Source organism: Microbacterium sp. WCS2018Hpa-23 (genome assembly GCF_031843845.1).
In the GTDB taxonomy this organism is placed as follows: Bacteria; Actinomycetota; Actinomycetes; order Actinomycetales; family Microbacteriaceae; genus Microbacterium.
Genome location: NZ_JAVTIZ010000003.1, coordinates 319,284 through 345,315 on the forward strand (window position 1 = coordinate 319,284; position 26,032 = coordinate 345,315).

A 26,032-nucleotide genomic window follows, 5' to 3' on the forward strand; every position below is an offset into this window, starting at 1 on the left:
AGCTCATATCTCGGCGTATAGTCCACATGGACTATTCGAAGGGATGCGCGTGCCGAACGACACCACCGACCGCCTGACCCCGATGGCCGTCATGATCCTCGCGCTGCTGCGCGAGGGCGACATGCACCCCTACGAGATGGTGCGGCTCATGCGAGCCCGGCGCGACGAGCGCCTGCTCTCCATCACCAACGGCACGCTCTATCACACGGTCGGACGCCTCCAACGGGCAGGCCTCATCGACGAGGTCGGCAGCGATCGTGACGGCAACCGTCCCGAGCGCACGACCTACTCGCTGACGGATGCCGGGCGAGACGCCCTCATCGCCTGGCTGCGTCGCGAGCTGTCGATCATCGACCGGCCGGCGGAGTTCCGGATCGCGCTCGCCGAAGCCCACAATCTCGAGAGCGCCGATGTGATCGAGGCTCTGCGTCTGCGACGTGCGGTTCTCGACGAGGGGCACGTTTCGCATCGCGACGGGCTGGTCAGCGCGAGACGCACCGGCGTCCCCGAGCAGGTGCTCGTGGAGTTCGAGCGTCAGGAGGTGCTGCTCGACGCCGAGCTGCGCTGGATCGATTCCCTCATCGACCGACTCGAGGCCGAGGAGTTCCCGTGGGGCCCCAGCGCCTTCGAGTACTCAGACCGCTACCGCGCACAGCGAAAGGCCGCACAGCAATGACCGATTCCTCCTCGACAGGACGCCCGCCCGGAGCATCCTCGTCTTCCGGTCCCTCGACCGGAACCTTCGCCGCAGGTCATCGACCTGCGAGCCCGTGGCCGGCGCTCTGGGCGCTCGTCATCGGCTTCTTCATGATCCTCGTCGATACGACGATCGTCTCGGTGGCCAACCCCGCGATCAAAGCCGCTCTCGACCCGACGACCAACAACCTCGACAACGTCGTGTGGGTCACCAGCGCCTACCTGCTCGCGTACGCGGTGCCGCTGCTGATCACCGGGCGGCTGGGCGACAGGTTCGGGCCGAAGAACATCTACCTCATCGGTCTCGCGATCTTCACGCTCGCGTCGCTCTGGTGCGGGCTGTCGGGCTCGCTCGAGATGCTGATCGCGGCACGCGCCGTGCAGGGTCTCGGCGCCGCGTTCATGACGCCGCAGACGATGGCCGTGATCACGCGCACGTTCCCGCCCGAACGCCGCGGCGCGGCCATGGGCCTCTGGGGCGCGACCGCCGGTGTCGCGACGCTCGTGGGTCCGCTCGTCGGCGGACTGCTCGTCGACGGCTTCGGCTGGGAGTGGATCTTCTTCGTGAACATCCCCGTCGGCGTCGTCGCCTTCGTGCTCGCCTGGCGGCTGGTGCCGAAGCTGCAGACGAGTCCGCACCGCTTCGACATCCTCGGTGTCATCCTCAGCGCGGTGGCGCTGTTCCTCATCGTCTTCGGGTTGCAGGAGGGCGAGAAGTTCGACTGGGGTGTGATCTGGGGCCCGATCTCGGTGTGGAGCCTCATCATCGCGGGCCTTGTGATCCTCGCGCTGTTCATCGTGCAGCAGGCGCGGACGCGCAGTGAGGCGCTCGTGCCCCTCGCGCTCTTCCGCGACCGCAACTTCTCGGGGGCGAACGTGGCGATCGCCGCTGTCGGCTTCACCGTGACGAGCATGTCGCTGCCGATGATGTTCTTCCTGCAGACCGCGCGAGGACTCACACCGACGGAAGCGGCGCTGCTGCTGATCCCGATGGCCGTGCTGTCGGGCGTGCTGGCGCCGTTCGCCGGCAAGCTGCTCGACCGCGTCGACCCGCGCATCATCCTGATCCCTGGTCTGCTCTGCGTCGTCGTCGCCCTGATCTGGTACTCGGCGCTCATCAACATGGACACCCCGATCTGGATGTTCCTGCTGCCCTCGGCACTGATGGGTATCGGCAATGCCGGCATGTGGGGGCCGCTCGCGACCACCGCGACGCGCAAGCTGCCTCCTCGCCAGGCCGGTGCCGGCGCGGGTATCTACAACACGACTCGCACCATCGGATCGGTGATCGGCTCGGCATCCATCGCGACGTTCATGCAGTCCCGCCTCGAGGCGAACCTGCCGGGGCTCGCCGATGCGCCCTCGGGGATCAGTGGAGGTTCGCTGCCGCCCGAGGTGGCCGAGGGGTTCGCGGCCGGCATGTCGCAGGCGATCCTGCTGCCGGCGTGCGTGATGGTCGTCGCGCTCGTCGCATCGCTCTTCCTCGGTCGCTACGACAAGGCGGATGCCGCGGCATCCGCCCCCGCGGAGGCGCCGGCGCCCGCCGCGTGATCCGCGCCTGACGACGAGCCGGGTCTTCTGCACGATGCTGCGGGAGCCCGGCTCTTCTCACACCGGTTTTGCGACAGACGGCTCCGGTGTGATGTCATCGGGCGATGACGATCGAGCTCATGAGGCCCACCACCGACCTGTTCGACTCCTGGGCGGCAGCCGTCGCCGAATTCGGCGACGGGCACATCGACGGATCTGGTCTGCAGGCGCCCGTCACCCCCGATCGTGCGACGCTCGACGCACTGATCGAGAAGTCGGAACTTCTCTCCGACACCACGGCCGAGCTGCCGGAGGATGCGGTGCACAACGACCTGTACTGGGTCGTGGATGACGGCGAGGTCGTCGGCTTCCTCTCGTTCCGGCACGAATTGAACGAGTGGCTTCGTGAGGCGGGCGGACACATCGGCTACTCGGTGCGGGAATCACGTCGACGTCAGGGCTTTGCATCCGCGGCGCTGCGGCTCGGACTCGACCGTGCGCGCGAGATCGGACTCGAGCGCGTGATGGTGACATGCGACGATGACAACGTCGGCTCCTACCGCACGATCGAGGGCGCCGGCGGCGTGCTGCAGGACGTCAGCGACCAGTCGGAGCGCGGTCACGCGATGCTGCGCCGCTACTGGATCACGCTCTGACGCCGAGTCCACGAGCCGACCTCGGCGCAGTGCGACACGCCGACGCCGGTTAGGGTGGATGGTCGACGACCATCCCGGTGACAGCATCCTGTCGCCCATCCGATCCGAGGAGCATCCGTCGTGATCCGAAATCCCTCTTCCGCGTCTGCGCGTCTGCGCACGTTCGGACGCAACGTCGGGGCGATGGCGCTCACGGCGTTCATCGCGGCCGGTGCGCTGCTCGGCGGAGCATCCGCAGCCACCGCGGCCGACGACTCCGAGACCTACGTCATCGGCACGGACACCACGTTCGCGCCGTTCGAGTTCACCTCGCCCGAGGGCGACCTCGTCGGCATCGACATGGACCTGCTCCGGGCGATCGCCGAGGACCAGGGGTTCGAGGTCGAGATCCGTCAGCTCGGTTTCGACGCCGCTCTGCAGGCTCTGCAGTCGAATCAGGTGGACGCCGTCATGGCCGGCATGTCGATCACCGATGAGCGTCAGCAGATCTTCGACTTCAGCGATCCGTACTTCACCAGCGGCATCCAGCTGGGTGTGCTCGATGCGAGCGACATCGAGTCGCTCGACGACCTCGACGGCGAGACGGTGGCGGTGAAGACCGGCACGCAGGGGCAGACCTTCGCCGAGGAGAACCAGGACGAGTACGGCTTCCGAGTCACGCCCTACTCCGACACGACCGACATGGTCGACGCCGTCAAGGCCGGGCAGGCAGTGGGCTACTTCGAGGACTTCCCCGTGCTCGCCTACGGCATCCAGCAGGGATCCGGCTTCCGCCTCGTCGGCGACCCCGAGCTCGGCGGCGAGTACGGCTTCGCGGTCAACAAGGGGCAGAACCCCGACCTGATCGAGAAGTTCAACGCGGGACTCGCGAACCTCCAGGCCTCCGGCGAGTACGACGAGATCGTCGACACCTACCTCGCCGGCGGCGAGGAGACCACGCAGGCGACCGACATCTTCTCGGTCGCCGTGAAGTACTGGCCCGCACTCATGGAGGGCCTGTGGCTGACGATCCTCGCGACGCTCGTCGCCCTCGTCGCCGCGTTCATCCTGGGCATCGTGTTCGGATTCGGGCGCATCTCGAAGTTCCTCCCGTTCCGCTGGCTCGCGACCGCGTACGTGTTCGTCTTCCGCGGCACCCCGATCCTCGTGCAGGCGTTCTTCGTGTTCTTCGCCATCCCGCAGCTGTTCCCCGGGCTCACGTTCAACCCGTTCGTCGCCGGCGCCATCACGCTCTCGCTGAACACGGGTGCGTACATGACCGAGATCATCCGCGGTGGCATCCAGGCCGTCGACCCGGGCCAGAACGAGGCTTCGCGCTCGCTCGGCCTCGGTCACTGGAAGACCATGCAGAAGGTCGTGCTGCCGCAGGCGTTCCGCATCATGATCCCGTCGTTCGTGAACCAGGGCATCATCACGCTCAAGGACACGTCGCTGATCAGCGTCATCGGTCTCGCCGAGCTGACGTTCGTGTCTCGCCAGATCATCGCCTCGACGTACCTGTCGGCTCAGGTGCTGACCATCGTCGCCATCATCTACTTCGTCGTGATCACGCTTCTCACGCTGCTCGCGAACCGCCTGGAGAGGAAGTTCAACGCATGAGCAAGATCGAGGTCAGAGACCTGCACAAGTCGTTCGGCGACAACCATGTGCTCAAGGGCATCGATCTGACGGTCGACGACGGCGAGGTCGTCGCGGTCATCGGTCCGTCGGGGTCGGGCAAGTCGACGCTGCTGCGTTGCCTCAACAAGCTCGAGGAGCCGACCTCGGGTCACGTCGTCATCGACGGTGTCGACCTGACCGACAAGAGCGTCAAGCTCGACGAGGTGCGCCAGCGCATCGGCATGGTGTTCCAGCACTTCAACCTGTTCCCGCACATGACCGTGCTCGAGAACATCACGCTCGCCCCGGTCGAGCTCGGCAAGCTGTCGAAGGCCGAGGCGAAGGAACGCGCGCTCGCTCTGCTCGACCGCGTGGGTCTCGCCGAGAAGGCGGATGCGAAGCCGGCATCCCTCTCGGGCGGTCAGAAGCAGCGTGTCGCGATCGCCCGTGCGCTCGCGATGGACCCCGAGATCATGCTCTTCGACGAGGCCACCAGCGCCCTCGACCCCGAGATGGTCGGCGAGGTGCTGCAGGTGATCCGCGACCTCGCGTCGGGCGGCATGACGATGGTGCTCGTGACGCACGAGATGGGGTTCGCCCGCGAGGTGTCGGGTCGCACGGTCTTCATGGACGCTGGCGTCGTCGTCGAGGAGGGGCCGCCCGCCGAGTTGTTCGGTGCCCCGAAGAACGAGCGCCTGAAGGACTTCCTCTCGAAGGTGCTCTGAGACCTTCTCCTGCGCGAAGGCCCTCACCCGGTCCTGGGTGGGGGTCTTCTTCCGTGTCGGGGTGTCTCGGCGGGGAGCCGTCGCATCAGCGTCGTCTCATCAGGGCGCCGGCGGGGGAGGGCGCCGCCGGTCGGTGTTACTCGGCGACGCGGGCGGCGATGTCGGTGCGGAAGTGCGAACCCTCGAGCGTGATGCGGCCGATCGCCTCGTAGGCACGGTCGCGTGCGGTGCGGAAGTCGGATGCCACGGCGACGACGTTCAGCACGCGGCCGCCCGTCGCGATGAGGGATCCACCGGGGGCATCCGGGCTGGCGGTCGCGGCGTGCACGAGACGGACGCCCTCGACGGCCGCCGCGTCGGCGAGACCCTCGATCGGACGGCCGGTCTGCGGTGCCTCGGGGTATCCCTCGCTGGCGAGCACCACGGTGATCGCGACATCGTCGCTGAAGGCGGGTTCCGGCTGGTCTTCGAGTGTGCCGGATGCGGCGGCGAACAGCAGTTCCGACAGCGGCGTCACGAGGCGCGGCAGCACGATCTGCGTCTCGGGGTCGCCGAAGCGAGCGTTGAACTCGATCACGCGAACACCCGCCGGCGTGAGGATGAGGCCGGCATAGAGCAGGCCGATGAACGGGGTGCCCTCGCTGTCGAGCTGGCGGATGACGGGGAGTGCGACGTCCCGCGTGACCTCCTCGACGAAGGCCTGCTCACTGCCGAACTGGTCGGCGAGCCACGGCAGCGGCGAGTACGCGCCCATGCCGCCGGTGTTCGGTCCCTCATCGCCGTCGAGTGCGCGCTTGAAGTCCTGCGCAGGGCTGAGGGCGCGAACCGTGTCGCCGTCGCTCAGGAAGAACAGCGAGACCTCGGGGCCTGAGAGGAACTCCTCGATCAGCACGGGGCCGGACGGCAGGTAGTGCTCGGCGTGGGCGAGCGCGTCAGCGCGGTCGGACGTGACGATGACGCCCTTGCCCGCAGCCAGCCCGTCGGCCTTCACGACGTAGGGGGCGCCCAGCTCGTCGAACGCGGCCTCGACCTCGGCGGTGGTGGTGGCGCGCACCGCGCGACCGGTGGGCACGCCCGCGGCATCCATGATCCGCTTCGCGAAGGACTTGGAGCCCTCGAGCTGAGCCGCCGCTTTGCCGGGGCCGAACACGGGGATGCCGTGCGCGCGCAGCACATCGGCGACGCCGGCGACCAGTGGGGCCTCGGGGCCGACGACCACGAGGTCGATTGCATGCTCGTTCGCGAACGAGGTCACCGCGGCGCCGTCGAGCATGTCGACTGAGACGGGAGTCGCATCCTGCGCGATTCCGGCGTTGCCTGGGGAGACGAAGATCTCGTGCTCCGCCTGCTCTGCTCGCAGAGCGAGGATGATCGCGTGCTCACGGGCACCGGAACCGAGGACGAGAATCTTCACCCGTCCAGACTACCGACGCGGGCGCGCGGGTTTCGGCGAGTCGCATTCCGCCCGCACACGCTCAGAGTTCGATCGGGCGCTCGACCGAAGGGTCCCACTCCGCCGTCCAACCGGCTGCGTCGAACAGGGCGTCGAGCACCATCGCGGTGAAACCCCAGACGATCGTGCCGTCGACGTCGAAGGCGGGTCCGCGCCAGGTGCGACCCAATCGGTGGATGGTCGAGGTGAATCGCGTCTCGGGGTCGAGCAGTTGCGCCACCGGCACGCGGAACACGTCGACCGTCTCAGCGTGGTCGACGGCCGCGACGCGTGAGGGGGAGCGCCACCAGGCGAGCACCGGCGTGACGACGTGATTGCTCGCGGCGAGCGGCAGCTCGGACAGCGTGGCGAGGATCTCGACGCCGGCCGGGTCGAGGCCGGTCTCCTCCTCGGCCTCGCGCAGGGCGGTGGCGGCGGCATCCGCATCCTGTTCCTCGCGCCTGCCGCCGGGGAACGACACCTGGCCAGGATGCGACGACAGAGTCGCGGCCCGGCGCTGCAGCAGCACGTCGAGGTCGGCCGCCACGGTCAGCTCGTCGGTCTGAGCGGGGACGCTGTCGAGCCGGCCGAACAGCACGAGCACGGATGCCGGGTGAGCGTCGCCGACGATCGGCGGGAACGGACGCGCCCAATTCTCGCTGCGCTGCGTCGCGGCGAGGAGCTCGGCTCGTGCGCCGTGCAGGGTATCGGGATTCTGGCTCATCGCCTCGAGCCTATGCCTGTGTGCGACGCGGCAGGGCGGGCGGCGTGTACGTCAGCGAAGGAGACTCGCGCTTCGGAAGCCCGAGTTCGGGGAATCCGTCCTTCCGAAGTGCGCGTCGACCTCTCAGGCGCACGGGATGCCAGTGGGGAACCGGGACTGATGACCCCGGCGTAGCCTGGTCACCATGCCCTCCAGGAAGATCGACATCATCGACGGGCGCGCGGCTCTCGATGCGGTGCGTCGAGCGGATGCCGCCGGCGACAAACCGCAGCGCACCGACCTCGCGACGGCCGTGCGGTACCTTCTGCAGCTGCTCGATGAGAAGGCGCCTGGCAACAGCGTCGAGGTGAGGGTGCCTCCGTTCGGTGCGGTGCAGGTCATCCAGGGGCCCCGGCACACACGAGGGACCCCGCCGAACGTCGTCGAGATGGATGCGGCGACGTGGATCGCTGTCGCCACCGGCACGGAGCACTGGGCGGATGCCGCGGCATCCGGTCGTGTCAGCGCCTCCGGCACCCGCGCCGACCTCTCGGACGTCCTTCCGCTGCGCCCCTGAGTCGTTGGCGGCCATTCGAATCGCGTGAATGGCTGCATCTGCGGCTCGGATGCGACCATTCACGCGATTCGAAGGCAGCGGCAACGACCGGGCCAGAAAAACGACCGGGTCAGAGGCCGCGGCGCGCGACCACCAGGGGCACACCGGTGACGGGATGCGGGAACACGTCGACCGGCTGACCGTAGACCTCTTCGATCCTCTCGGACGTGAGCACTTCGGCAGCCGCGCCCGTCGCGGCCACCCGGCCCTCCGAGAGCAGAGTCACGCGATCCGCGTGGGCGAGAGCGGCGTTGAGGTCGTGCAGCACGATCGCGACGGCGATGCCGGCATCCGCCTGCCCTCGGATCAGACGCATCACGTCTTCGTGGTGCTTGAGGTCGAGTGCGGCGGTCGGCTCGTCGAGCAGCAGGATGCCGGTGCTCTGCGCGATCACGCGGGCCAGCGCCACGCGGGCGCGCTCACCGCCCGACAGTGACGTCACCGCACGCGACGCGAGAGGCAGCACCTCGGTCGAAGCCATCGCTGCGGCGACGATCTCGTCGTCGTCGTCCGCGGCCCCGGTGCGTGCCCACGGCGCCCGGCCCATGCGCACGACCTGCTCGGCGCTGAAGGGGAACGACACCGTGTTCTCCTGCAGCAGCACCGCTCGCGCTCGCGCCATGTCCTGTGCGCGGATGCCGGTGATCGGCGAACCGTCGAGCAGAACCGCGCCCGCGCTCGGGGTCACATCGCCCGCGAGAACTCCGAAGAGAGTCGACTTGCCCGCGCCGTTGGGCCCGACCAGCGCGTGGATCTCGCCCGCTCTGACCTCGATCGACGCGTCGTCGAGGATCGCGCGCTCGCCGCCGACGAGCACGGTGACGCCGCTCGCCTGCAGCCGGGTGGTGATGTCGACGGCGCTCATGCCCATCCTCCCGAGCGTCGGCGCGTGCGCACGAGCAGCCAGAGGAAGAACGGTCCGCCGACGAGCGAGGTGATCATGCCGATCGGCAGATCCGCCAGCGGCACCGCGGTGCGGGCGACCAGGTCGGCGATCGCGATCAGCAGTGCGCCGCCGAACGCCGAGGCGATCATGAGCGGCAGATGCGCGGGGCCGATGATCATGCGCATCAGGTGCGGCACGACGAGCCCCGCGAATCCGATGATGCCGGCGAAGGCGACGGCGGCGCAGACCAGCACCGCGACCGTGACGATCACGACCATACGCAGCAGCTCGACGTTGACGCCGAGGTGGCGGGCGGTGCGCTCGCCGAGCGCGAAGAGGTCGAGCTGCGGCGACACGATCAATGCGACGACGATGCCGATGGCGACGAGCGGAGCGACCAGCGCCACGTTCGACCAGAGGGCGCCGTTCAGTGAACCGAGCTGCCAGAACACGATCTGCTCGCGCGTCGACGTCGTGCCGAGGAACGTGAGGAAGGCCATGCCCGCGCCCGCGATCGCGTTGATCGCGATGCCGGTGAGCAGCAGGGTGACGACCTCGGTGCGCCCGCCCGATCGGCTGATGAAGTACACCGCGAGCACCGCGATCAGCCCGCCGAGGAAGGCGAACGCGGGGGTGGTCCACATGCCGAAGGAAGCGAGGCCCAGGGTGATGCTCGCGGCTGCGCCGAGCGCGGCACCGGACGAGACTCCGACGACACCGGCATCCGCCAGCGGGTTGCCGAAGATCGCCTGCATGAGAACGCCCGACACGGCGAGGGCGGCACCGACGAGCAGGCCGAGCACGAGACGGGGGAGGCGCAGGTTGTAGATCACGCCGTAGTCGGCCGCTTCGGTGGGGGCCCAGGCGGTGTCGATGCCGATGCCGCGCAGCAGCACCCCGATGAGGTCGGTGGGGGAGAGCGAGTATTGTCCGCTCGTGATCGACGCGATGCAGGTCACGAGCAGGGCGGCGACGAGGCCGATGATGACGAGCGTGAAGCGCAATCCGAGGTGTCTCGACGGCGTGCGGGTGACGACTTCGCCGCTCACTTCACGGGCTCGGCGGTCGCGGGCTCCGGGGCGTACAGGGCGCGGGCGATCGCCTCGATCACGTCCGCCGAGCGGGGGCCGAAGCTGAGGATCTCGCTGTCGGCCATATCGATCACGCGACGGTTCGCTCCGGCGGGAGTCTCGGCGATCGCGGGGATGCGCTCGATCAGCCCGTCGATGCCGTCGACGGACTCTAGTCCGTCGGTCATCATCACGAGCACGTCGGGCCGGGCCGCGACGAGCGCCTCGGCCGTCATCGGCTTCATACCCTCCCACCCGATCTCTGCGGCGACGTCGACCCCGCCGACGGCGTCGATCAGAGAGTCGGCTCCTGAGTCCTCGCCGAAGATGTAGTAGATGTTCGCGTTGCCGCGCACGTAGAGGAACAGCATCCGTGCCCGGTCGTCGACCTCGGTCGGCACGACTTCGGCGATCTCGGCCAACGCATCGTCGAGGTCGGCGTCGAGGCGCTCGATCAGGGCCGCTCCGCGAGAGGGGACGCCGAGCGCCGTGGCGATCTCGGTGACCAGCTCGTCGGTGGTGTCGAGGCGTCGGTCGCTCGAGATGACGACGATCGTGATCCCGGCGTCGCGCAGCTGCTGGCGGATCTCCTTCGGGCCGATGGTCGTGTCGGTGAGGATGACGGTGGGGGCGAGCTCGAGGATCGCCTCGGCGTTCAGTGTGTGCCCCGTCTTCGTGACCACGGGAAGGTCTTCGGTACCGGCGAACATCGTCGACGAGTCCCGGCCGACGACCTGGTCGCCGAGGCCCAGGGCGAAGACGGTCGAGGCGATCGTGCCCGAGATGTCGATCGGCAGGATGCGGTCGACATCGGTGATCTCGACCTCGCGACCCTCGCTGTCGGTGACGGTCACGGGGAGTTGCGGGGCGGTGTCGTCGGCCACAGGCTCGATCGCACGACTCGAGAGGCAGGCCGTGGATCCGCCGGTCGCGCCGCGCACGTCGTCGACGAGATCCAGATCGACGAGCGGGACGGATGCCTGGGGGCAGGCGTCTGCGGCGTCACTCTTCTGCGGCGCGGCGGATGCTCCCGGGTCGGCGCACGCGGCGAGGCCGACGGCCAGGACGGCGGCGAGAAGGAAGGCTGAGGCGCGTCGCATTAGGCAAGGCTATCCTAAAACTTGACTCGACCTCGTGGCCGCCTCTAGTCTCTGGAACGAGACTTACTTAGCTAAGCCTAACCAACAATCACCCTCTCGCCCGACTGCATTGCGGCACCGCTGGCGCGCGTCCGTTCCTGCGCGCCCGGAGCCCTGGAGAATCGTGAACGCCACAGCCACAGCATCCACGGGGAGCGGCCGCATACGCGTGCTGCTCGCCGCTCTCGTATCCTTCGTCCTGATCGCGGCGGGCGCGGTGATCGTTCCTCCCGCGCATGCAGCGGGCGGCTCGGTCGCCGCTTCCGTGACATCTGCCGGCACCACCGGCATCACGGTGCAGGTCGATGCGTCGGGTCTTCCCGAGGTCGCGAGCGTCTACGCGGCGCTGATCGTGAAGGGCACCGAGAGCGGACTCTCCGGCCCCGGCGGCGGGTACGCCGCGTTCGCGCAGCCGTTCCCGGCGGTGGCCGCGGGAGCGAGCTCGTTCACGCTGACCGCTCCGGCAGGATCCCTCGATCGTACGAAGGCCTACGAGGTCCTGATCTGGCAGCAGCACTCGGTGCCCAACGCCGAGACGATCTACGCTCGCGGCGACGTCACCATCTCGACAGCGCAGTGGGATGCGGTCTTCGGTGTGGAGACGACCGACCCCGGGACCGACCCGGGCACGGACCCCAGCACTGACCCGGGAACGGACCCGGGGACGGACCCCAGTACCGACCCCGGCACTGACCCGGGGACGGACCCGGGCACTGACCCGGGTACCGACCCCGGCACTGACCCGGGAACAGACCCCGGGACCGACCCGGGTACCGACCCGGGTACCGACCCGGGTACCGACCCGGGCGAGGTCGAGCCCGCCGCTCCCTCGATCCAGGTGTTCCTCGCCGACGGCACCACGCCTGCCGGCACGACCGCACTGAAGGCGGGCGACAAGGTCGTCGTGAAGGGTTCGGGCTACGACCCGACCGCGAACGTCGGCGGCCGGGGGGTGCCGATCCCGGCGAACCTGCCGCAGGGCACCTACGTGGTCTTCGGCAACTTCGCATCGGCGTGGCAGCCCTCCGCGGGGGCCGCGAGTGCGACGCGTTCGGTCGGCGCGCAGGCATGGGCCCTGTCTGAGACCGTGCTCGACCAGGTCCCGGCTCAGTATCAGGCAGCCATCCGCGCGCAGTGGGTCGACATCGCCGACGACGGCACGTTCCAGGCGTCGCTGACCCTCAAGGACTCCGCGACGACCCCCGGGTCGTACGGTGTCTACACCTACGGCGCCGGCGGCGTCGCCAACGCCGCGCAGGAGCAGAGCGTCGCCCTGAACTACGGGCTCACGCCCGCCGTCACGTCGACCGTCGCCGCCGCGACCGCCGCAGAGGGCCTGACGGTCACGGCTGCCGGATCGAAGCTCGGCGACATCTCAGGCGCCTATGTCGCGCTGATCGAGAAGGGCACCGAGGCCGACGTCACCTCGGGCGGTGGCTTCCTCGGCATGCAGTACGTCCGCGGCATCACGGGCGGCGCGTTCAGCGTCGACCTGACGGCGGCGACCGAGTCGCTCGACAGCACCAAGACGTACGAGGTGATCGTGTGGCAGCAGCACACGATGCCGAACGCGAGCACGATCTACGCCCGCTCGACCGTCGTGATCAGTGACGCGAACTGGAGCGCACTGTTCCCGGCCCCCGCGGCATCCGTCTCGACGAGTGTGAAGACGGCGACGGCCGCCGACGGCCTGACGCTGGCCACCACAGGTGCGAACCTGGGCGACATCGCCGGTGCCTACGTGGCTCTGATCGAGAAGGGCACCGAGGCCGACGTCACCGCCGGCGGCGGATTCCTCGCGATGCAGTACGTCCGCGGCATCACGGGTGGCGCGTTCAGCGTCGATCTCAACACGTCGGACGACACGCTCGACCGCACCAAGACCTACGAGGTCATCGTGTGGCAGCAGCACACCCTGCCGAACGACAGCACGATCTACGCCCGTGCGACGGTCGCGATCACCGAGGCCCAATGGGACGCTCTGAAGGGTGAGAAGCCCGAGAACCCGAACCCCCCGGTGACCGTTCCGACGATCCCGGCGGTCTCGGTTCCGGGTGGATCGCTGCGCTGGGGCATCTCGACGTCGTTCACGCAGTACGTGGTCGGCGATATCGCCAAGGGGGCGATCGACGTCTCGGGTGGAGCCACCCGATCGGGCGGGCTCTTCCAGTTCGGTCAGACGGTCGGCGGTGACTACAGCACGGCGACCGGCCTCGGCAGCGTCGTATACCGCGGTTCGGTGCGATTCACCGGCCATGGTGGTGTGCTCGACGTGACCGTGTCCAACCCGCAGATCAGCGTCACCTCCGCGGGTGCTGCGACCCTGTACGTCACGCATGCCGGCGCCCAGGTGGCGTTCGCGACGCTCGACCTGTCTCGGGCCGTCGTCACCACCGCGAACGGCGCGGTCACCTACTCGGGTGCTCCCGCCGCTCTCACGGCGGACGGACGCAACCGCGTGCTCGCCGGCTTCTCGACGAACCTCGACCCCGTGTCCTTCACGATCGGGTCGGTGGCGGCAGCGCCGTCGGGGACGACCGGCACCGTGGCGGCCGCAGCGGTGAAGGCCAAGACGACGCTCCCGGCGACCCCGCCGGCGACCGCGGGCATCGAGATCGACGAGCAGAGCCTCGCCGCACTCCAGTCCGGCAAGACCGCGACGTTCTCGGCATCCGGGTTCCAGCCGAACGAGACGGGCATCAAGGTCGTCGTGTACTCGACGCCCGTGCTGCTCGACACCATCTCGGCGGATGCCGCCGGCGTCGCGACCTGGACCGGAACGCTGCCGGCGAGCCTCGAGGACGGCGTGCACACGCTGACGCTGCAGGGGTCCGTCGCGCGCGGCCTCGAGTTCACGCTGGCGCGGGAGACCGCTGCGATCGGCGCCTGCACGGTCGACGGCGCCACACTCAAGTGGGGCTACAAGGAGTCGTTCCGCATCTACATCGAGGGCATCGCCGCCGGTGGATGGACGCTCACCGACGTCGCCTACGAGTACCCCGACTACGTCTGGTCGAGCGGCACCGGCTCGTTCGACGACGAGACCCTCACCGGCCTCGTCACGTTCGGCGGCAGCATCAACTTCACCGGCCACAGCGGCGCGCTGAACACCACGCTGGCGAACGCGCGAGTCGAACTCGCCGGAGACACGGGCTACCTCGTGTTCGACCTGCTCGGCACCACACAGGACGGCCAGAGTGTCGACCAGAAGGCGGTCCGGCTCGCGGAGTTCGCTCTGGGGGATGCCGCGGTCATCGACGGAGTGCTCTCGCTCGACGCGATCCCGACGACTCTCACCGAGGCGGGTGCTGCAGCATTCGGCACCTACGCCGCAGGCGAGGAGCTCGACCCGGTGACCGCGCTGCTCCCGGTCGCGGCCGAGTGCGGGGTCGCTGTCGAGGAGGACGAGCCCGCCGAGTCCGAGGGCACGGCGGCCGCGGCATCCGTCACGGCCGTGGCCGACACCGAGGGTGCCCCGGTCTGGCCGTGGATCGTCGGAGGCCTCGTCATCGTCGTGCTCGCCGTCGGCGGCGGCGTGCTGATCGGACGCCGCACCAGGGCGACGGCCGAGAACCCCGAGGTCACGACCGAGGTCTGATCCGCCGCATAACGGCGACGCCCTCCCCGCCGCGGACGCGGGGAGGGCGTCGCTCTGCGCAGAAGGGCGCGACCCACAGCCAACGGTGGGACAATGGATGCATGTCCTCCCACGATTCCTCCCAGACGGTCGAGGCGACCGTCCGACGCGTTCCGCGATTCGGCGTGTTCATGGGCATCGGCGTCGTGCTCGGCATCATCGCCGCCGGCATCCTGACGATGGTGGGCAGTTACGAGCCGTCCGAGGCAGTGAACGTCGTCTACCCTCCCGGCCAGGTCTTCGGATTCCTGCTGCTGTGGACGGTGCCGATCGGCTTCGCGCTCGCGAGCATCGTCGCCCTCGTCCTCGAGCGCGTCGCGCGACGCCACGACCATGTCGTGAAGGTCGAGCACGAGACGATCATCGAGAACGACTGACCGCAGTCTCCTGACAGCTGTCGGCTGAGCGCCGCCGCTCGACCGCGCGTTCCCGACCTACGCGAGTTCGGCGATGATCGGCCGGATGGCGGCGTCGAACGACACCACGTCGCGGCGCAGACCGTCGGTGACGGCCACGGTCAGCGCGCCGATCCACCAGATCCCGCGCTGTGAGAACGGCAGGACCTGCACGTTCAGCTCGAACGAGTGCGCACGGCGCCCGATCTCACGCTCGAACTCGGCGATGGCGCTCGCATAGGCGCGATACGCCTCGCCCCCGATCGTGCCCCCGCCCGACCGGTTCGCGATCGAACTGTGGATCGACGACACGTAGCGATCGTGCGCGACGCGGGCGAAATGCATCGCCGATGCTGCATGCGGCACGATCGCCTCGGCGAGCTGCTCGGATCCTGTTGCCGGCAGTGCCACCAGCGTGTCGAAGCCCTCGATGAGCTCGAGTGGAACTCCGGACGGATGCGCTCGCGGCTCGACCGTCATGTCCCAGTACTCTCGCCACTGCTTCTCGAGCTCGGGGGTGGCCTCGGTGGCGTCGGGCGCTCTGACGGGCAGATCCCGCAGGCTCGGCAGGTCTTCGGGGGCGCGGATGCCGAGCGATTGCCGCAGCGCGAGCGCGACGAGCACCGGAACGCTCGCGTCCTCGCGGATCAGCCACTGCGGCTTGTCGGCCATGGCCCCATCGTAGGAGATGCGGGGAGGGGAGAGGAGGTCTCCGCGGGCGGTAGGCTGGATGCGTGGCTGCCTCCCCCACCAATCCCTATTCCGAAGCCGGCGTCGATACCGCTGCAGGCGATCTCGCCGTCGAGCTGATGAAGTCCTCCGTGCGCGCGACGCACGGCCCTGAAGTGTTGGGCGGTGTCGGCGGATTCGCCGGGCTGTTCGACGCGAGTGCGCTGCGCGACTTCCGTCGCCCGCTGCTCGCGACCAGCACCGACGGCGTCGGCACGAAGGTCGCCATCGCGCAGGCCATCGACAAGCACGACACGATCGGCCAGGACCTGGTCGGCATGGTCGTCGACGACATCGTCGTGGTGGGCGCGAAGCCGCTCTTCATGACCGACTACATCGCCTGCGGCAAGGTCTTTCCGCAGCGCATCGCCGACATCGTGCGCGGCATCGCCGAGGCGTGCACCGCCACCGGCACCGCGCTCATCGGCGGCGAGACCGCAGAGCACCCCGGCCTACTCGGACCGCGCGACTACGACGTGGCGGGTGCCGCCACGGGTGTCGTCGAGGCCGACGGCATCCTCGGAGCCGACCGCGTGCAGGACGGCGACGTCGTGCTCGCGATCGAGTCCAGCGGACTCCACTCGAACGGCTACTCGCTCGTGCGCCACATCGTCACGAACGCCGGCATCGGCTACGGCGACAACGCCGCCGACTTCGGCAAGACCTGGGGCGAGGCTCTGCTCGAGCCGACCCGTCTCTACACGCTTCCGCTGCTGCGTCTCATCGAGCAGCTCGGCGGCGCTGCGGGGGCGGGCGGCGTCCACTCGCTCAGCCACGTGACCGGCGGCGGCATCGCGGCGAACCTCGCCCGCGTGCTCCCGCAGGGCAGCTGGGCCGAGGTCGACCGCAGCACCTGGTCGCCGAGCCCGGTCTTCCGCGTGCTCAGCGACATCGCAGGCTCCACGCTGGAGTCCGCCGAGGGCACCTGGAACCTCGGAATCGGATTCCTCGCGATCATCGCGGCGGACAAGAAGGATGCCGCGATCGCGGCCCTCGCGGCCGAGGGCATGCCCGCATGGCAGGTCGGAACCGTGGGCTTCGGCGCGCGTCCGGCAGGAGAGTTCGAACAGGGCGCCAAGGGCGTCGACGGTGGAGCAGTGCGCCTGGTCGGCGCCTACGCGGACGGAGCGAAGTAAGAGCCCATGTGCGGCATCGTCGGAATGGTGGGCTCTGCCCCGGTCAATCAGGACATCTACGACGCACTCCTGCTGCTGCAGCATCGCGGCCAGGATGCGACGGGAATCGCCACCGCTGAGGCGAACGGCGTCATGCACAACGCCAAGGCGCAGGGCATGGTCCGCGAAGCGTTCCGCACCCGTGACATGCGTGGGCTCCTCGGAAACGTCGGGCTCGGTCATGTGCGCTACGCGACCAAGGGCACCGCGTCGAACGAAGAGGAGATGCAGCCGTTCTATGTGAATGCGCCGTACGGCATCATCCTCATCCACAACGGCAACCTGACGAACACGCGTGAGCTCACGGCTGACATGGCCAAGCGCGACCGTCGTCACCTCAACTCCTCGAGCGACACCGAGCTGCTCCTCAACGTGCTCGCCGGTGAGCTTCAGAACACCACCTCGACGGTCGACCTCGACGCAGAGCGCATCTTCGAGGCCGTCGAGCGCACGCACGAGCGCATCGAGGGTGCGTACGCCGTCATCGCGGTGATCGCCGGATACGGTCTGCTCGCCTTCCGCGACCCGTTCGGCATCCGCCCCCTCATCCTCGGCCGTCGTCCCTCCACCGTCCCCGGCGCTGAGGGCCGTGACGAGTGGGTCGTCACGAGCGAATCGCTGGTGCTGGAGAACGCCGACTACGAGGTGGTCCGCGAGGTCGAACCCGGCGAGGCGATCTTCATCACGAGCGAGGGCGAGCTGCACAGCAGGCAGTGCGCCACCGAGACCATGCTCGCGCCCTGCGCGTTCGAGTACGTCTACCTCGCGCGTCCCGACTCGGTCATGAACGGCGTCTCGGTCTACGAGTCCCGCCTGCGCATGGGGGACAAACTCGCCGACACGATCGCCAAGCACGTGCCGATGGACAAGATCGACGTCGTCATGCCGATCCCCGACTCCTCCCGCCCCGCGGCGATGGAGGTCGCCCGCAAGCTCGGGATCGAGTACCGCGAGGGCTTCTACAAGAACCGCTACGTCGGCCGCACCTTCATCATGCCCGGCCAGGCGGTGCGCAAGAAGAGCGTGCGCCAGAAGCTGAACGCCATGTCGACCGAGTTCCAGGGCAAGAACGTGCTCCTGATCGACGATTCGATCGTCCGGGGAACGACGTCGAAAGAGATCATCCAGATGGCGCGGGATGCCGGTGCGACCTCGGTCACGTTCGCCTCGGCGGCGCCGCCGGTGCGGCACCCGCACGTCTACGGCATCAACATGCCTTCGCGTCACGAGCTCATCGCGCACGGCCGGACGATCCCCGAGATCGCCGAGGTTCTGGGCTGCGACCACCTGGTGTACCAGGAGGTCGACGATCTCAAGGCGGCGATCACCGAGGGCTCGGTGCTCGACGATCTCGACATGAGCTGCTTCGACGGCCGGTACGTCACCGGAACCGTCTCGGACGAGTACCTCGCGTGGGTGGAGGGGTCGCAGACCTCGTGACCTCGGGTGCGCAGCCGCTCTGGCGCGGACGCGCCCTCGCGCTGATCGGCATCGTGCTGGTCGCGTTCTCCTTGCGATCCGCCGTCGCCTCGCTGTCGCCGGTGATCGATCACATCGCCGAGGACTTCACCGTGTCGTCGGTCGTCGTCGGTCTCATCGGCGCCGCTCCACCGGTGTGCTTCGCCGTGTTCGGCCTGCTCACGCCGCTGTTCGAGAGGCGTTTCGGCCTCGAGCGGGTCGCTGTGGTGGCGATCGCACTGATCGCGGCCGGTCTGTTGCTGCGCAGCCTCGCGGTCGACTCGACCTCGCTTCTCGCGGCGACCGCAGTCGTCTTCGCGGGTGTCGGTTCGGGCAACGTGCTGCTGCCTCCGCTGGTCAAGAAGTACTTCCCCGACCGCCTCGGTCTGATGATGACCGTCTACTCGACCACCATGGCGGTGTCGACGTTCGTTCCGCCGCTGGTCGCGGTGCCGATCGCCGACACCGCTGGGTGGCGGGTGTCGCTCGGGCTGTGGGGCGTCTTCGCGGCGATCGCGCTGGTTCCGTGGGTGGCGATGCTGCTCGCGCACCGGACGGATGCCGTCACGACCGGGCGTTCCCACGCCGAGCCGTCGTCTTCCGAGGCGGCGACGGGCGAGTCCGACGCCGCATCGATGGCGACCGGTCCGATCGCCACGACCCCGGCGAACCCGCGAGTCTTCGGTCGGCTCTGGCGACTGCCCATGGCCTGGTCGATCGCGCTGGTCTTCGCGTCCTCCTCGACGATCGCCTACGTGTCGTTCGCCTGGCTGCCCACGATCATGATCGATGTGGGAGGCGTGTCACCAGCCAACGCCGGACTGCTGCTGTCTCTGTTCGGGCTCATGGGTCTGCCGTGCTCGCTGCTGGTCCCGATTCTCATCGTGCGCTTCCAGGCGACTCGTCCGGTCTTCTTCAGCGCGATCGCCTCCGGGCTCATCGGACTCGCGGGGATGCTGTTCCTTCCGACCGTGGGCATGCCGCTGTGGGTGGCGTTCTTCGGCCTCGCTGCCGCGCTGTTCCCGCTCGCGCTGGTGCTGCTCAGTATCCGGGCCCGCACGCCCGAGAGCGCCGTCGCGCTCAGCGGGTTCGTGCAGAGCATCGGCTATGCGGTGGCTGCAGTGTTCCCGCTGCTCATCGGACTGCTCCACGATGCGACCGACAGCTGGCTGATCCCGCTCTGGCTGCTCGTGGGCGTGCTGATCGCCGTGATCCCCGCAGGGTGGATCGCGGGTCGCCGCCGCACGATCGAAGAGGATTGGGAGCGCCGGCACGGTCGCTGGTGAGCCGGTCGTGAGCCGGTCGTCGGTGAGCCGGTCGCTGGTGGCGCGGGCCTGCGGTGACCGTGGTGCGCGGTGAGCTCAGTGCGCGGTGACGGAATCTCCGAGACGGATCGTGCCGCCCGTCCAGGAGGTCTGCCCGCCGTCTGACGCGGTGCCGGGCAGGAGAAGTCTTCCGAGGGTGGGCTCGGCCTGCGAGAACGCGGTGGTGAGTGTCGTCAGCACTTTGGCGTCGCGCACCCCTGTGTCGGGATTCGCATGCGTCGCCAGGCAGCGCACGATGGGGCCGGCCGCGTCGAACGAGACGTCCCCGACGGTCACCTGCCCTGTCCAGTCGAGCTCCGACCACGCAGCGGCATCGTCGATGACGATGTTCGAGCGGAAGCGGCGGTCGTCGACATCCGCGCCGAGGGCTTCTCCCAGTGCGCTCACACTGCTGCGGGTGTGCACAGAGACATAACCGCGTGCTCGATCCTGGAATCTCGACGTCACTCCGTCGCCCACAAGGATCAGCGGTAGCCGCCCGGGGCGCCGGAGCCTGCGGCCCTCCGCGCTGGCGAGCACGAACTCCGTCACCGCATCCGCGAGCTGCGTGCGGCCGTCGTCGTCGAGTCCCGCCTCCACGAGGACGGATCCGGAATGCTCGATCCGCATACGCCGCGCCTGGTCGTCATATCGGGTGCGCAGCGAGGCGAGCGTCGGGAAGTCCTGAAGAGAGAGCCCCTTCGCCTTCGGCCAGTGGTCGAGGCCGTCGCGATCCTCCGGCGTCGTCGCATCCGCGAAGCGGAAGGCGAGGACTCTGTCGCCGGCGATCCGACCGTCGGGCTGCACCCTGAGCTCATCGACGGACTCGGCCGTGAAGCCCTTGATCGGATGACGGTAGAGCGAGACGACGTGTGGCATAGGGGAGATTCTCTCAGGTGCGAGACGACGCACTGCGATCGACGACGCGATCGCAGTGCGATGTTCCGGGATTCCAGACACGACGAAACCCCCGTGCGGTGCACGGGGGAGACGACGGACGAACGAAAGGGCGGTCAGGCCTTTTCGAGTTCGTCCTCGTCTTCGTCTGCATATTCGTCGGCCCACTTGTCGACGTATGCGTCTTCAGAGTCGCTCGGGTGCGCGAGCTCGCGCTCGAGCGCCGAGTAATTCACCGACGGACTGAACGACTTCAGTTCGCGGGCGATCTTGGTGTGTTTCGCCTTTTGACGGCCACGGCCCATGCCTGAGACCCCCTCACGAGTTAAGCTGCGGGCAACGACAGGCCCGAGTCATTCACGACACCGGCTGAGGGCCGGTAAGAGTAGCATTCAGAATAGCACGCGGCCAGACCGCACTGGCCCGTTGGCAGCTGGTGAAGGGAGCGATCCTCATGACTGACAACACCTCGACGCCCTCCGACGAGGCCGCGCAGAACGCGACACTGCAGAAAGCAGTGATCGTCGGGATGCAGCCTGGACAACCCGCGCGAGTGATCGAAGAGGCCGCGAGGTTCGCACGGCTTCTGCGCGTGCCGCTCGTGGTCGCCCACGTCGATGTCACGCGCTTCGTCACCTACGAAGATCCCGACGGCTACGTGCACTCGGCGCCCATCGACATCAACTTCGACGCCGGCACGGCCGAGTTCGAAGCAGTGCAGGCCGAAGCATCCGCCGCGCTCGACGGCACCGGCCTCACCTGGACCGCCCGTCAGCTCGTCGGAGACCCGGCGCTCGCCATCAAGGCGCTCGCCACCAAGCTCGATGCGCAGCTGATCGTGGTCGGCACGCGCAAGCGGGGCATCGGCGAGTCGATCCGCGAGTTCTTCACCGGGTCGGTCGCCGCCCGCCTCGCACATCGTCAGCATCGTTCGGTGCTCGTCGTTCCGCTGCAGGATCCGGTGCCCGACGAACAGCCCGAGATCTGGACCGAATAGGTCTCGGCATCCCTCGCTGAGTTCCGTCCGAACGGATGACTGGCCGATCCCCGCCCGGCTGGTCAGATCGGCCGAACGACGTAGCCGACCGGGGCAACGCCAGCCACCCGAACGGCCGAAGCCCCTCTCGTCGTGTGACGGGAGGGGCTTCGAGTATCTCGGCAGATGTGAGCGGCAGGATGTGAGCGGCAGATGTGAGCGGCTGAGGTCAGCGCTCGAGCGACGCCAGCGCGGTGGTGACGCCGCGTGCGGCGGCATCCAATCCGTCCTCCAGCTGCGTGACGACGGATGCCGGCAGCGCGCCGCCCTTCGCGATGTGCGTGCGCAGATCGGTGCGCACGCGTGCGCGGAAGGCGTTGATGACGGCATCCGCTCGGTGCATCTCTTCGCGCGTGATGATGCGCTCGTCGTCGCCTGCGGTGCGGGGGCGGGACTTGGATGCGGCGCGGTCGTCCTTCTCGGCGGTGGCGAGGTCGGCGCGAAGGCTCTTCATCGCCTCCTTGACGCTCTGGCGAACCTCGTTGGCGATCAGGCGCACCGAATCGGTGAGTCCCGCCTCGATGCCGGCGAGGTCGCCCTCGCGGGAAGCGAGCTCGGTGCGGCCGGCATCCGTGATCGCATAGATCGTGGTGCGACCGTCGACGGTCTTCGTGACCAGCCCCTCTTCCTCGAGCTTCGCGAGCCGGGGGTAGATGGTGCCGGCGCTCGGCGTGTACGTGCCGCCGGTGCGGTCGGTCAGGGCCTGGATGATTCCGTATCCGTGCTGGGGCGCCTCGGCGAGCAGCGACAGGAGGTACAGCCTCAGGTCGCCGTGGGAGAAGACGGCGGGACTCATGCTTCCCACTCCGCATCATTCGTGATCGAGGCGGGAGTGCGGCGCAGAACGGTGACGCCACCCGAGACGGAGTTGGCGCGCAGGTCGACGAAGCGTCCGGCGAGCTCACCGGACGAGCCGGTGTAGTTGTTGATGCCGGACGAGCCGCGCTCGATGCCGTCGATCAGCAGACGGCCGCTCAGCGAACGGATGACGTAGTTGGCGGCGAGCGACTCGTCGAGGCGCACGGTGGTGCCGCCCGAGACCGAGTTGACGTTGATCGTGTTCACATCTCCCGCGGCGTCGACGAGCGTCGAGCCCGAGACGATGTCGACGGTCGCGCGACGGACGGTGCCGGTGACGGCCACATCTCCCGAGACGCTGTTCGCGCTGATGGAGCCGGTGAGACCGCGCACCTGCACGTCGCCAGAGACCGAGTTGACGGTGAGGTCGCCGATGAGGGTGTCGACGATGATGTCGCCCGAGACCGTGTTGAGGCGGGCGTCGTTGCGGATGCCCGACACCAGGGCGCCGGCGCTGACGACGCCGAGGTTGAGGGCGATCGAACGGGGGACCGCGACGCTGACCTCGGCCTTGGGGCCGCCGGATCCGAAGTTGCGGAAAACCTCGAGGAAGTTGTCCCAGCCGAGCTGCGGGTGGTCGATCTCGACCTCGCCGTCGTTCGACTCGATGCGGAGGTCCTTGGTGGTGACGCCGTGGACCTCGATGCGGATGCCGGGTTCGTCGTGCGCGATGACATCGACCTGGCCGCCGACCAGACCGATCTTCAGGCGGGTGACGTTCTCGATGTCGATGACGCGTTCTTCGCCCGGGGCGATGAGCCACTTCTCGGTCATGTCTGCTTCTCCTGTGTTGAGGGAACACGATATATCGTGTTCGGACAGCGTAACACGATATATCTCGACTTTGTCAAGAGGGAGATCCCTGAGTGCGACTGAGGGTCAGAAGAAGTGAGTCGGGAGCGACCTCAGAGGAGGGGCGGGGTGTGCCAGATGCGGTCGATGTAGTCGCGGATCGATCGGTCGGACGAGAAGAATCCGGTGCGGGCGATATTGAGGATCGCTGAGCGGGTCCAGGCATCCTGATCGGCGTACGCGGCATCCACTCTGTTCTGCGCCGCGATGTACGACGCGTAGTCGGCGAGCACCATGAAGCGGTCCTCGTAGAGCAGGTTCGAGACGACGGGCTCGAACACCGATCGGTCGCCGCGCGAGAAGGCACCGGATGCGATCAGATCGATCGCCCGACGCAGGCCCTCGTCGGCCTGGTAGAAGTCCTGAGGGCGGTAGCCGCGAGCCGTCAGGTCGGAGACCTCGGGCTCGCTCATGCCGAACAGGTAGAAGTGGTCATCGCCGACGAGCTCGCGGATCTCGACGTTCGCGCCGTCATCCGTGCCGATCGTGAGCGCGCCGTTCAGGGCGAACTTCATGTTGCCGGTGCCCGATGCCTCTTTGCCGGCGAGCGAGATCTGCTCCGACAGGTCGGCGGCGGGGATCACGCGCTCGGCGAGGGTCACGTTGTAGTTCGGCGGAAAGACGACCTTCAGCCGGCCCTCGAGGCGAGGGTCGGTGTTCACGACCTCGCCGACGGCGTTGATCAGATGGATGATGCGCTTCGCCATCGCGTAGCCCGGAGCGGCCTTCGCTCCGAAGATCGCGGTGCGGGGAACGACATCCGACACGGCGATGCGCCCCGAGATCACGCCCTCGTAGGTCGTGACGATGTGCAGCACCTTCAACAGCTGCCGCTTGTATTCGTGCAGGCGCTTGACCATGACGTCGAGCATGTGGCCGTCGCTGATCTCGACGCCGTCGCGCTCGCGCAGCACCTCGCTCAGGCGGCGCTTGTTCGCGGCCTTCACGCCCGCGAAGGCGGTGCGGAACTCGGCATCGTCGACGAACGGCTCGAGTTCGCGCAGTCGTTCGAGGTCGGTGACCCAGCCGTCGCCGATCGCCGCGGTGATGAGCGACGAGAGCTCGGGGTTCGCGAGACGCAGGAATCGACGAGGGGTGACGCCGTTCGTGACGTTCGTGAACTTGCCGGGGAAGAACGCATCGAAGTCGTGGAGCACTTTCTCGCGGAGCAGCTGCGAGTGAAGCTCTGCGACGCCGTTGACCTTCGCGCCGGCGACCGTCGCGAGGTACGCCATGCGCACCGAGCGGACCGGATGCTCGGCGATGATCGACATGTTGCGCACGAGCATTTCGTCGTCGCCGAAGCGCTCGCGCACCGCCACGAGGAACTCGTCGTTGATGCGGTAGATGATCTCGAGGTGGCGGGGCAGCAAGCGGCCCAGAAGCTCGACCGACCAGACCTCGAGCGCTTCGGGCAGCAGCGTGTGGCAGGTGTAGGCGAAGCACTGCCGGGTGATCGCCCATGCGGCATCCCATTCGAGGTGCTTCTCGTCGATGAGCACGCGCATGAACTCGGGCACCGCGATCACCGGGTGGGTGTCGTTGAGCTGGAAGATGACGCGATCGGGAAGGTTCGTCAGGTCGAAGCCGTCGGCCAGCATGTTGTCGAGGAAGTCGTGAATGGATGCGGCGACGAAGAAGTACTGCTGCTGCAGCCGCAGCTCTTTGCCCTGCGGGGTGGAGTCCTCGGGGTAGAGCACCTTCGAGATGTTCTCGGCGTAGGTCTGCGCCCGCACGGCCTCTTCGTAGTCGCCCGAGTTGAAGATGCGCAGGTCGAAGGCGCTGGTGGCGACCGCGCTCCACAGGCGCAGTGTGTTGACGCGGCCGTTCTGGAACCCGGGGACCATGTAGTTGTACGGCACCGCCTGCACGTTCCACGCGGGCACCCAGCGACTGCGCGTCACGCCCTCGTCGTCGTACTTCTCGGTGTGGCCGCCGAATGCGATGGTCTGCGCGTCTTCGGGGCGCGCGAACTCCCACGGCGAGCCGAGGGTGAGCCAGGAGTCGGGCTGCTCGACCTGCTGGCCACCGACGAAGGTCTGGCGGAAGATCCCGTATTCGTAGCGGATGCCGTAGCCGATGCTCGGCACCGCCATCGTCGCGAGCGAGTCGATGAAGCAGGCCGCGAGGCGCCCGAGTCCACCGTTGCCGAGGCCGGGCTCGACCTCGTGGGCGCGCAGCTCATCGAGCGAGACTCCGCACGAGGCGAGAGCTTCGGCCGCGACGTCGGTGAGGTCGGCGGCGAGCAGGTTGTTGTCGAGCTGACGCCCCAGCAGATACTCGGCCGAGAGGTAGCAGACTCCCTTCGCCTGCACCTCCTTCTGATGCCGCACATCTTCGAGCCAGCGCGCCATCAGATAGTCGCGCACGGTGTGGGCGAGCGCGAGGTAGCGGTCGTTCGCGCTGGAGGCCGACAGGGCGACGCCCCGATCGAAGTTGAGGTTGTGCAGGAAGCGCTCCACGAACTCGTCCGCGGTGCTCGGCGGAGCGATCACGGGAGCGAGGGCGAGCGGATGCGTGGCGGAGCGGGATTCGGGCACGTGTCGACCGTAGCGAGCGACAGGCCGATTCGTGTGACGAGCGGATGAAGAATATCGGTTGAGACGATGGCTTGACCTTGACGCAACGTCAACTTCTAC

The 26,032-nt window shown here is 68.2% G+C and carries 23 protein-coding genes; 12 read left to right on the forward strand and 11 right to left on the reverse strand.

The annotated features are described in order from the left end of the window. The first annotated feature begins 43 nt into the window (after positions 1–43). The 5 genes from RQG77_RS07075 to RQG77_RS07095 all read left to right on the forward strand — a co-directional run bounded on the left by RQG77_RS07075 (position 44) and on the right by RQG77_RS07095 (position 5,206). Complete coding sequence (locus RQG77_RS07075; RefSeq protein ID WP_396653395.1) at positions 44–676, forward strand: PadR family transcriptional regulator; 633 nt, start codon at positions 44–46, stop codon at positions 674–676. Beyond that, positions 673–2,247, forward strand: coding sequence for a DHA2 family efflux MFS transporter permease subunit (locus RQG77_RS07080; RefSeq protein WP_311244105.1), 1,575 nt, complete (start codon positions 673–675; stop codon positions 2,245–2,247). The genes RQG77_RS07075 and RQG77_RS07080 overlap by 4 nt, the downstream gene beginning before the upstream one ends. Before the next feature lie 104 nt (positions 2,248–2,351). After that, positions 2,352–2,882: a GNAT family N-acetyltransferase gene (locus RQG77_RS07085; RefSeq protein WP_311244106.1), complete on the forward strand. Its 531-nt coding sequence runs from the start codon at positions 2,352–2,354 to the stop codon at positions 2,880–2,882. A gap of 120 nt (positions 2,883–3,002) precedes the next feature. Next, positions 3,003–4,481, forward strand: a complete 1,479-nt coding sequence (locus RQG77_RS07090; RefSeq protein WP_311244107.1) for an amino acid ABC transporter substrate-binding protein/permease — start codon at positions 3,003–3,005, stop codon at positions 4,479–4,481. Further along, positions 4,478–5,206: an amino acid ABC transporter ATP-binding protein gene (locus RQG77_RS07095; protein WP_311244108.1), complete on the forward strand. Its 729-nt coding sequence runs from the start codon at positions 4,478–4,480 to the stop codon at positions 5,204–5,206. Before RQG77_RS07090 ends, RQG77_RS07095 begins: the two co-directional genes overlap by 4 nt. 136 nt (positions 5,207–5,342) lie before the next feature. Here the strand turns inward: RQG77_RS07095 and purD are convergent, their stop codons facing one another. Further along, positions 5,343–6,620, reverse strand: a complete 1,278-nt coding sequence (gene purD / locus RQG77_RS07100; RefSeq protein ID WP_311244109.1) for a phosphoribosylamine--glycine ligase — start codon at positions 6,618–6,620, stop codon at positions 5,343–5,345. Positions 6,621–6,681: 61 nt separating this feature from the next. Further along, a complete protein-coding gene (locus RQG77_RS07105) occupies positions 6,682–7,362 on the reverse strand; it encodes a CoA pyrophosphatase (RefSeq protein WP_311244110.1) in 681 nt (226 codons plus the stop codon). Between the two features lie 184 nt (positions 7,363–7,546). On the opposite strand from RQG77_RS07105, the gene RQG77_RS07110 reads away from it, so the two are divergent. Beyond that, complete coding sequence (locus RQG77_RS07110; protein ID WP_056512688.1) at positions 7,547–7,918, forward strand: sterol carrier family protein; 372 nt, start codon at positions 7,547–7,549, stop codon at positions 7,916–7,918. 109 nt (positions 7,919–8,027) lie between these two features. Here RQG77_RS07110 and RQG77_RS07115 read toward each other — a convergent pair whose 3' ends face one another. From RQG77_RS07115 to RQG77_RS07125, 3 genes are read right to left on the reverse strand one after another with little or no spacing between them, the layout of a single operon-like run. Beyond that, entirely contained in the window at positions 8,028–8,828 is an 801-nt protein-coding gene (locus tag RQG77_RS07115; RefSeq protein WP_396653396.1) for a heme ABC transporter ATP-binding protein, read from the reverse strand. After that, positions 8,819–9,892 (reverse strand): iron ABC transporter permease, encoded by a 1,074-nt coding sequence (locus RQG77_RS07120; protein ID WP_311244112.1) that lies wholly within the window; start codon positions 9,890–9,892, stop codon positions 8,819–8,821. Before RQG77_RS07120 ends, RQG77_RS07115 begins: the two co-directional genes overlap by 10 nt. Further along, the gene (locus RQG77_RS07125; protein ID WP_311244113.1) at positions 9,889–11,013 is read right to left on the reverse strand and encodes an ABC transporter substrate-binding protein; all 1,125 of its coding nucleotides are present in this window, start codon (positions 11,011–11,013) and stop codon (positions 9,889–9,891) included. Before RQG77_RS07125 ends, RQG77_RS07120 begins: the two co-directional genes overlap by 4 nt. 163 nt (positions 11,014–11,176) lie before the next feature. Here RQG77_RS07125 and RQG77_RS07130 point away from each other — a divergent pair, with 163 nt between their 5' ends. Together RQG77_RS07130 and RQG77_RS07135 are read left to right on the forward strand one after the other, a co-directional pair. After that, on the forward strand, positions 11,177–14,650 hold the full coding sequence (locus tag RQG77_RS07130) for an HtaA domain-containing protein (protein WP_311244114.1): 3,474 nt from the start codon (positions 11,177–11,179) through the stop codon (positions 14,648–14,650). Positions 14,651–14,751: 101 nt separating this feature from the next. After that, positions 14,752–15,066 carry a potassium transporter Trk gene (locus RQG77_RS07135; RefSeq protein ID WP_311244115.1) on the forward strand — a complete coding sequence of 105 codons (315 nt, stop codon included), beginning with the start codon at positions 14,752–14,754 and terminating at the stop codon, positions 15,064–15,066. A gap of 57 nt (positions 15,067–15,123) precedes the next feature. Here the strand turns inward: RQG77_RS07135 and RQG77_RS07140 are convergent, their stop codons facing one another. Next, positions 15,124–15,756 carry a zinc-binding alcohol dehydrogenase gene (locus tag RQG77_RS07140; protein ID WP_311244116.1) on the reverse strand — a complete coding sequence of 211 codons (633 nt, stop codon included), beginning with the start codon at positions 15,754–15,756 and terminating at the stop codon, positions 15,124–15,126. 62 nt (positions 15,757–15,818) lie between these two features. On the opposite strand from RQG77_RS07140, the gene purM reads away from it, so the two are divergent. The 3 genes from purM to RQG77_RS07155 are packed head-to-tail and all read left to right on the forward strand — an operon-like array spanning position 15,819 to position 19,732. Continuing rightward, positions 15,819–16,949, forward strand: coding sequence for a phosphoribosylformylglycinamidine cyclo-ligase (gene purM, locus RQG77_RS07145; protein ID WP_311244117.1), 1,131 nt, complete (start codon positions 15,819–15,821; stop codon positions 16,947–16,949). Positions 16,950–16,955: 6 nt separating this feature from the next. Next, positions 16,956–18,428, forward strand: coding sequence for an amidophosphoribosyltransferase (gene purF, locus RQG77_RS07150; protein ID WP_311244118.1), 1,473 nt, complete (start codon positions 16,956–16,958; stop codon positions 18,426–18,428). Continuing rightward, the gene (locus RQG77_RS07155; RefSeq protein ID WP_311244119.1) at positions 18,401–19,732 is read left to right on the forward strand and encodes an MFS transporter; all 1,332 of its coding nucleotides are present in this window, start codon (positions 18,401–18,403) and stop codon (positions 19,730–19,732) included. Before purF ends, RQG77_RS07155 begins: the two co-directional genes overlap by 28 nt. 75 nt (positions 19,733–19,807) lie before the next feature. Here the strand turns inward: RQG77_RS07155 and RQG77_RS07160 are convergent, their stop codons facing one another. Beyond that, positions 19,808–20,629 (reverse strand): MOSC domain-containing protein, encoded by an 822-nt coding sequence (locus RQG77_RS07160; RefSeq protein ID WP_311244120.1) that lies wholly within the window; start codon positions 20,627–20,629, stop codon positions 19,808–19,810. A gap of 134 nt (positions 20,630–20,763) precedes the next feature. Continuing rightward, positions 20,764–20,952: a DUF3073 domain-containing protein gene (locus RQG77_RS07165; RefSeq protein WP_045254362.1), complete on the reverse strand. Its 189-nt coding sequence runs from the start codon at positions 20,950–20,952 to the stop codon at positions 20,764–20,766. Positions 20,953–21,101: 149 nt separating this feature from the next. On the opposite strand from RQG77_RS07165, the gene RQG77_RS07170 reads away from it, so the two are divergent. Then, the gene (locus RQG77_RS07170) at positions 21,102–21,644 is read left to right on the forward strand and encodes a universal stress protein (RefSeq protein WP_311244121.1); all 543 of its coding nucleotides are present in this window, start codon (positions 21,102–21,104) and stop codon (positions 21,642–21,644) included. Between the two features lie 208 nt (positions 21,645–21,852). Here RQG77_RS07170 and RQG77_RS07175 read toward each other — a convergent pair whose 3' ends face one another. The 3 genes from RQG77_RS07175 to RQG77_RS07185 form a co-directional block, all read right to left on the reverse strand. After that, complete coding sequence (locus tag RQG77_RS07175) at positions 21,853–22,479, reverse strand: PadR family transcriptional regulator (protein ID WP_311244122.1); 627 nt, start codon at positions 22,477–22,479, stop codon at positions 21,853–21,855. Beyond that, a complete protein-coding gene (locus RQG77_RS07180; protein WP_311244123.1) occupies positions 22,476–23,315 on the reverse strand; it encodes a DUF4097 family beta strand repeat-containing protein in 840 nt (279 codons plus the stop codon). Before RQG77_RS07180 ends, RQG77_RS07175 begins: the two co-directional genes overlap by 4 nt. A 131-nt stretch (positions 23,316–23,446) precedes the next feature. Next, positions 23,447–25,933, reverse strand: a complete 2,487-nt coding sequence (locus RQG77_RS07185; protein ID WP_311244124.1) for a glycogen/starch/alpha-glucan phosphorylase — start codon at positions 25,931–25,933, stop codon at positions 23,447–23,449. Positions 25,934–26,032: the final 99 nt, after the last annotated feature.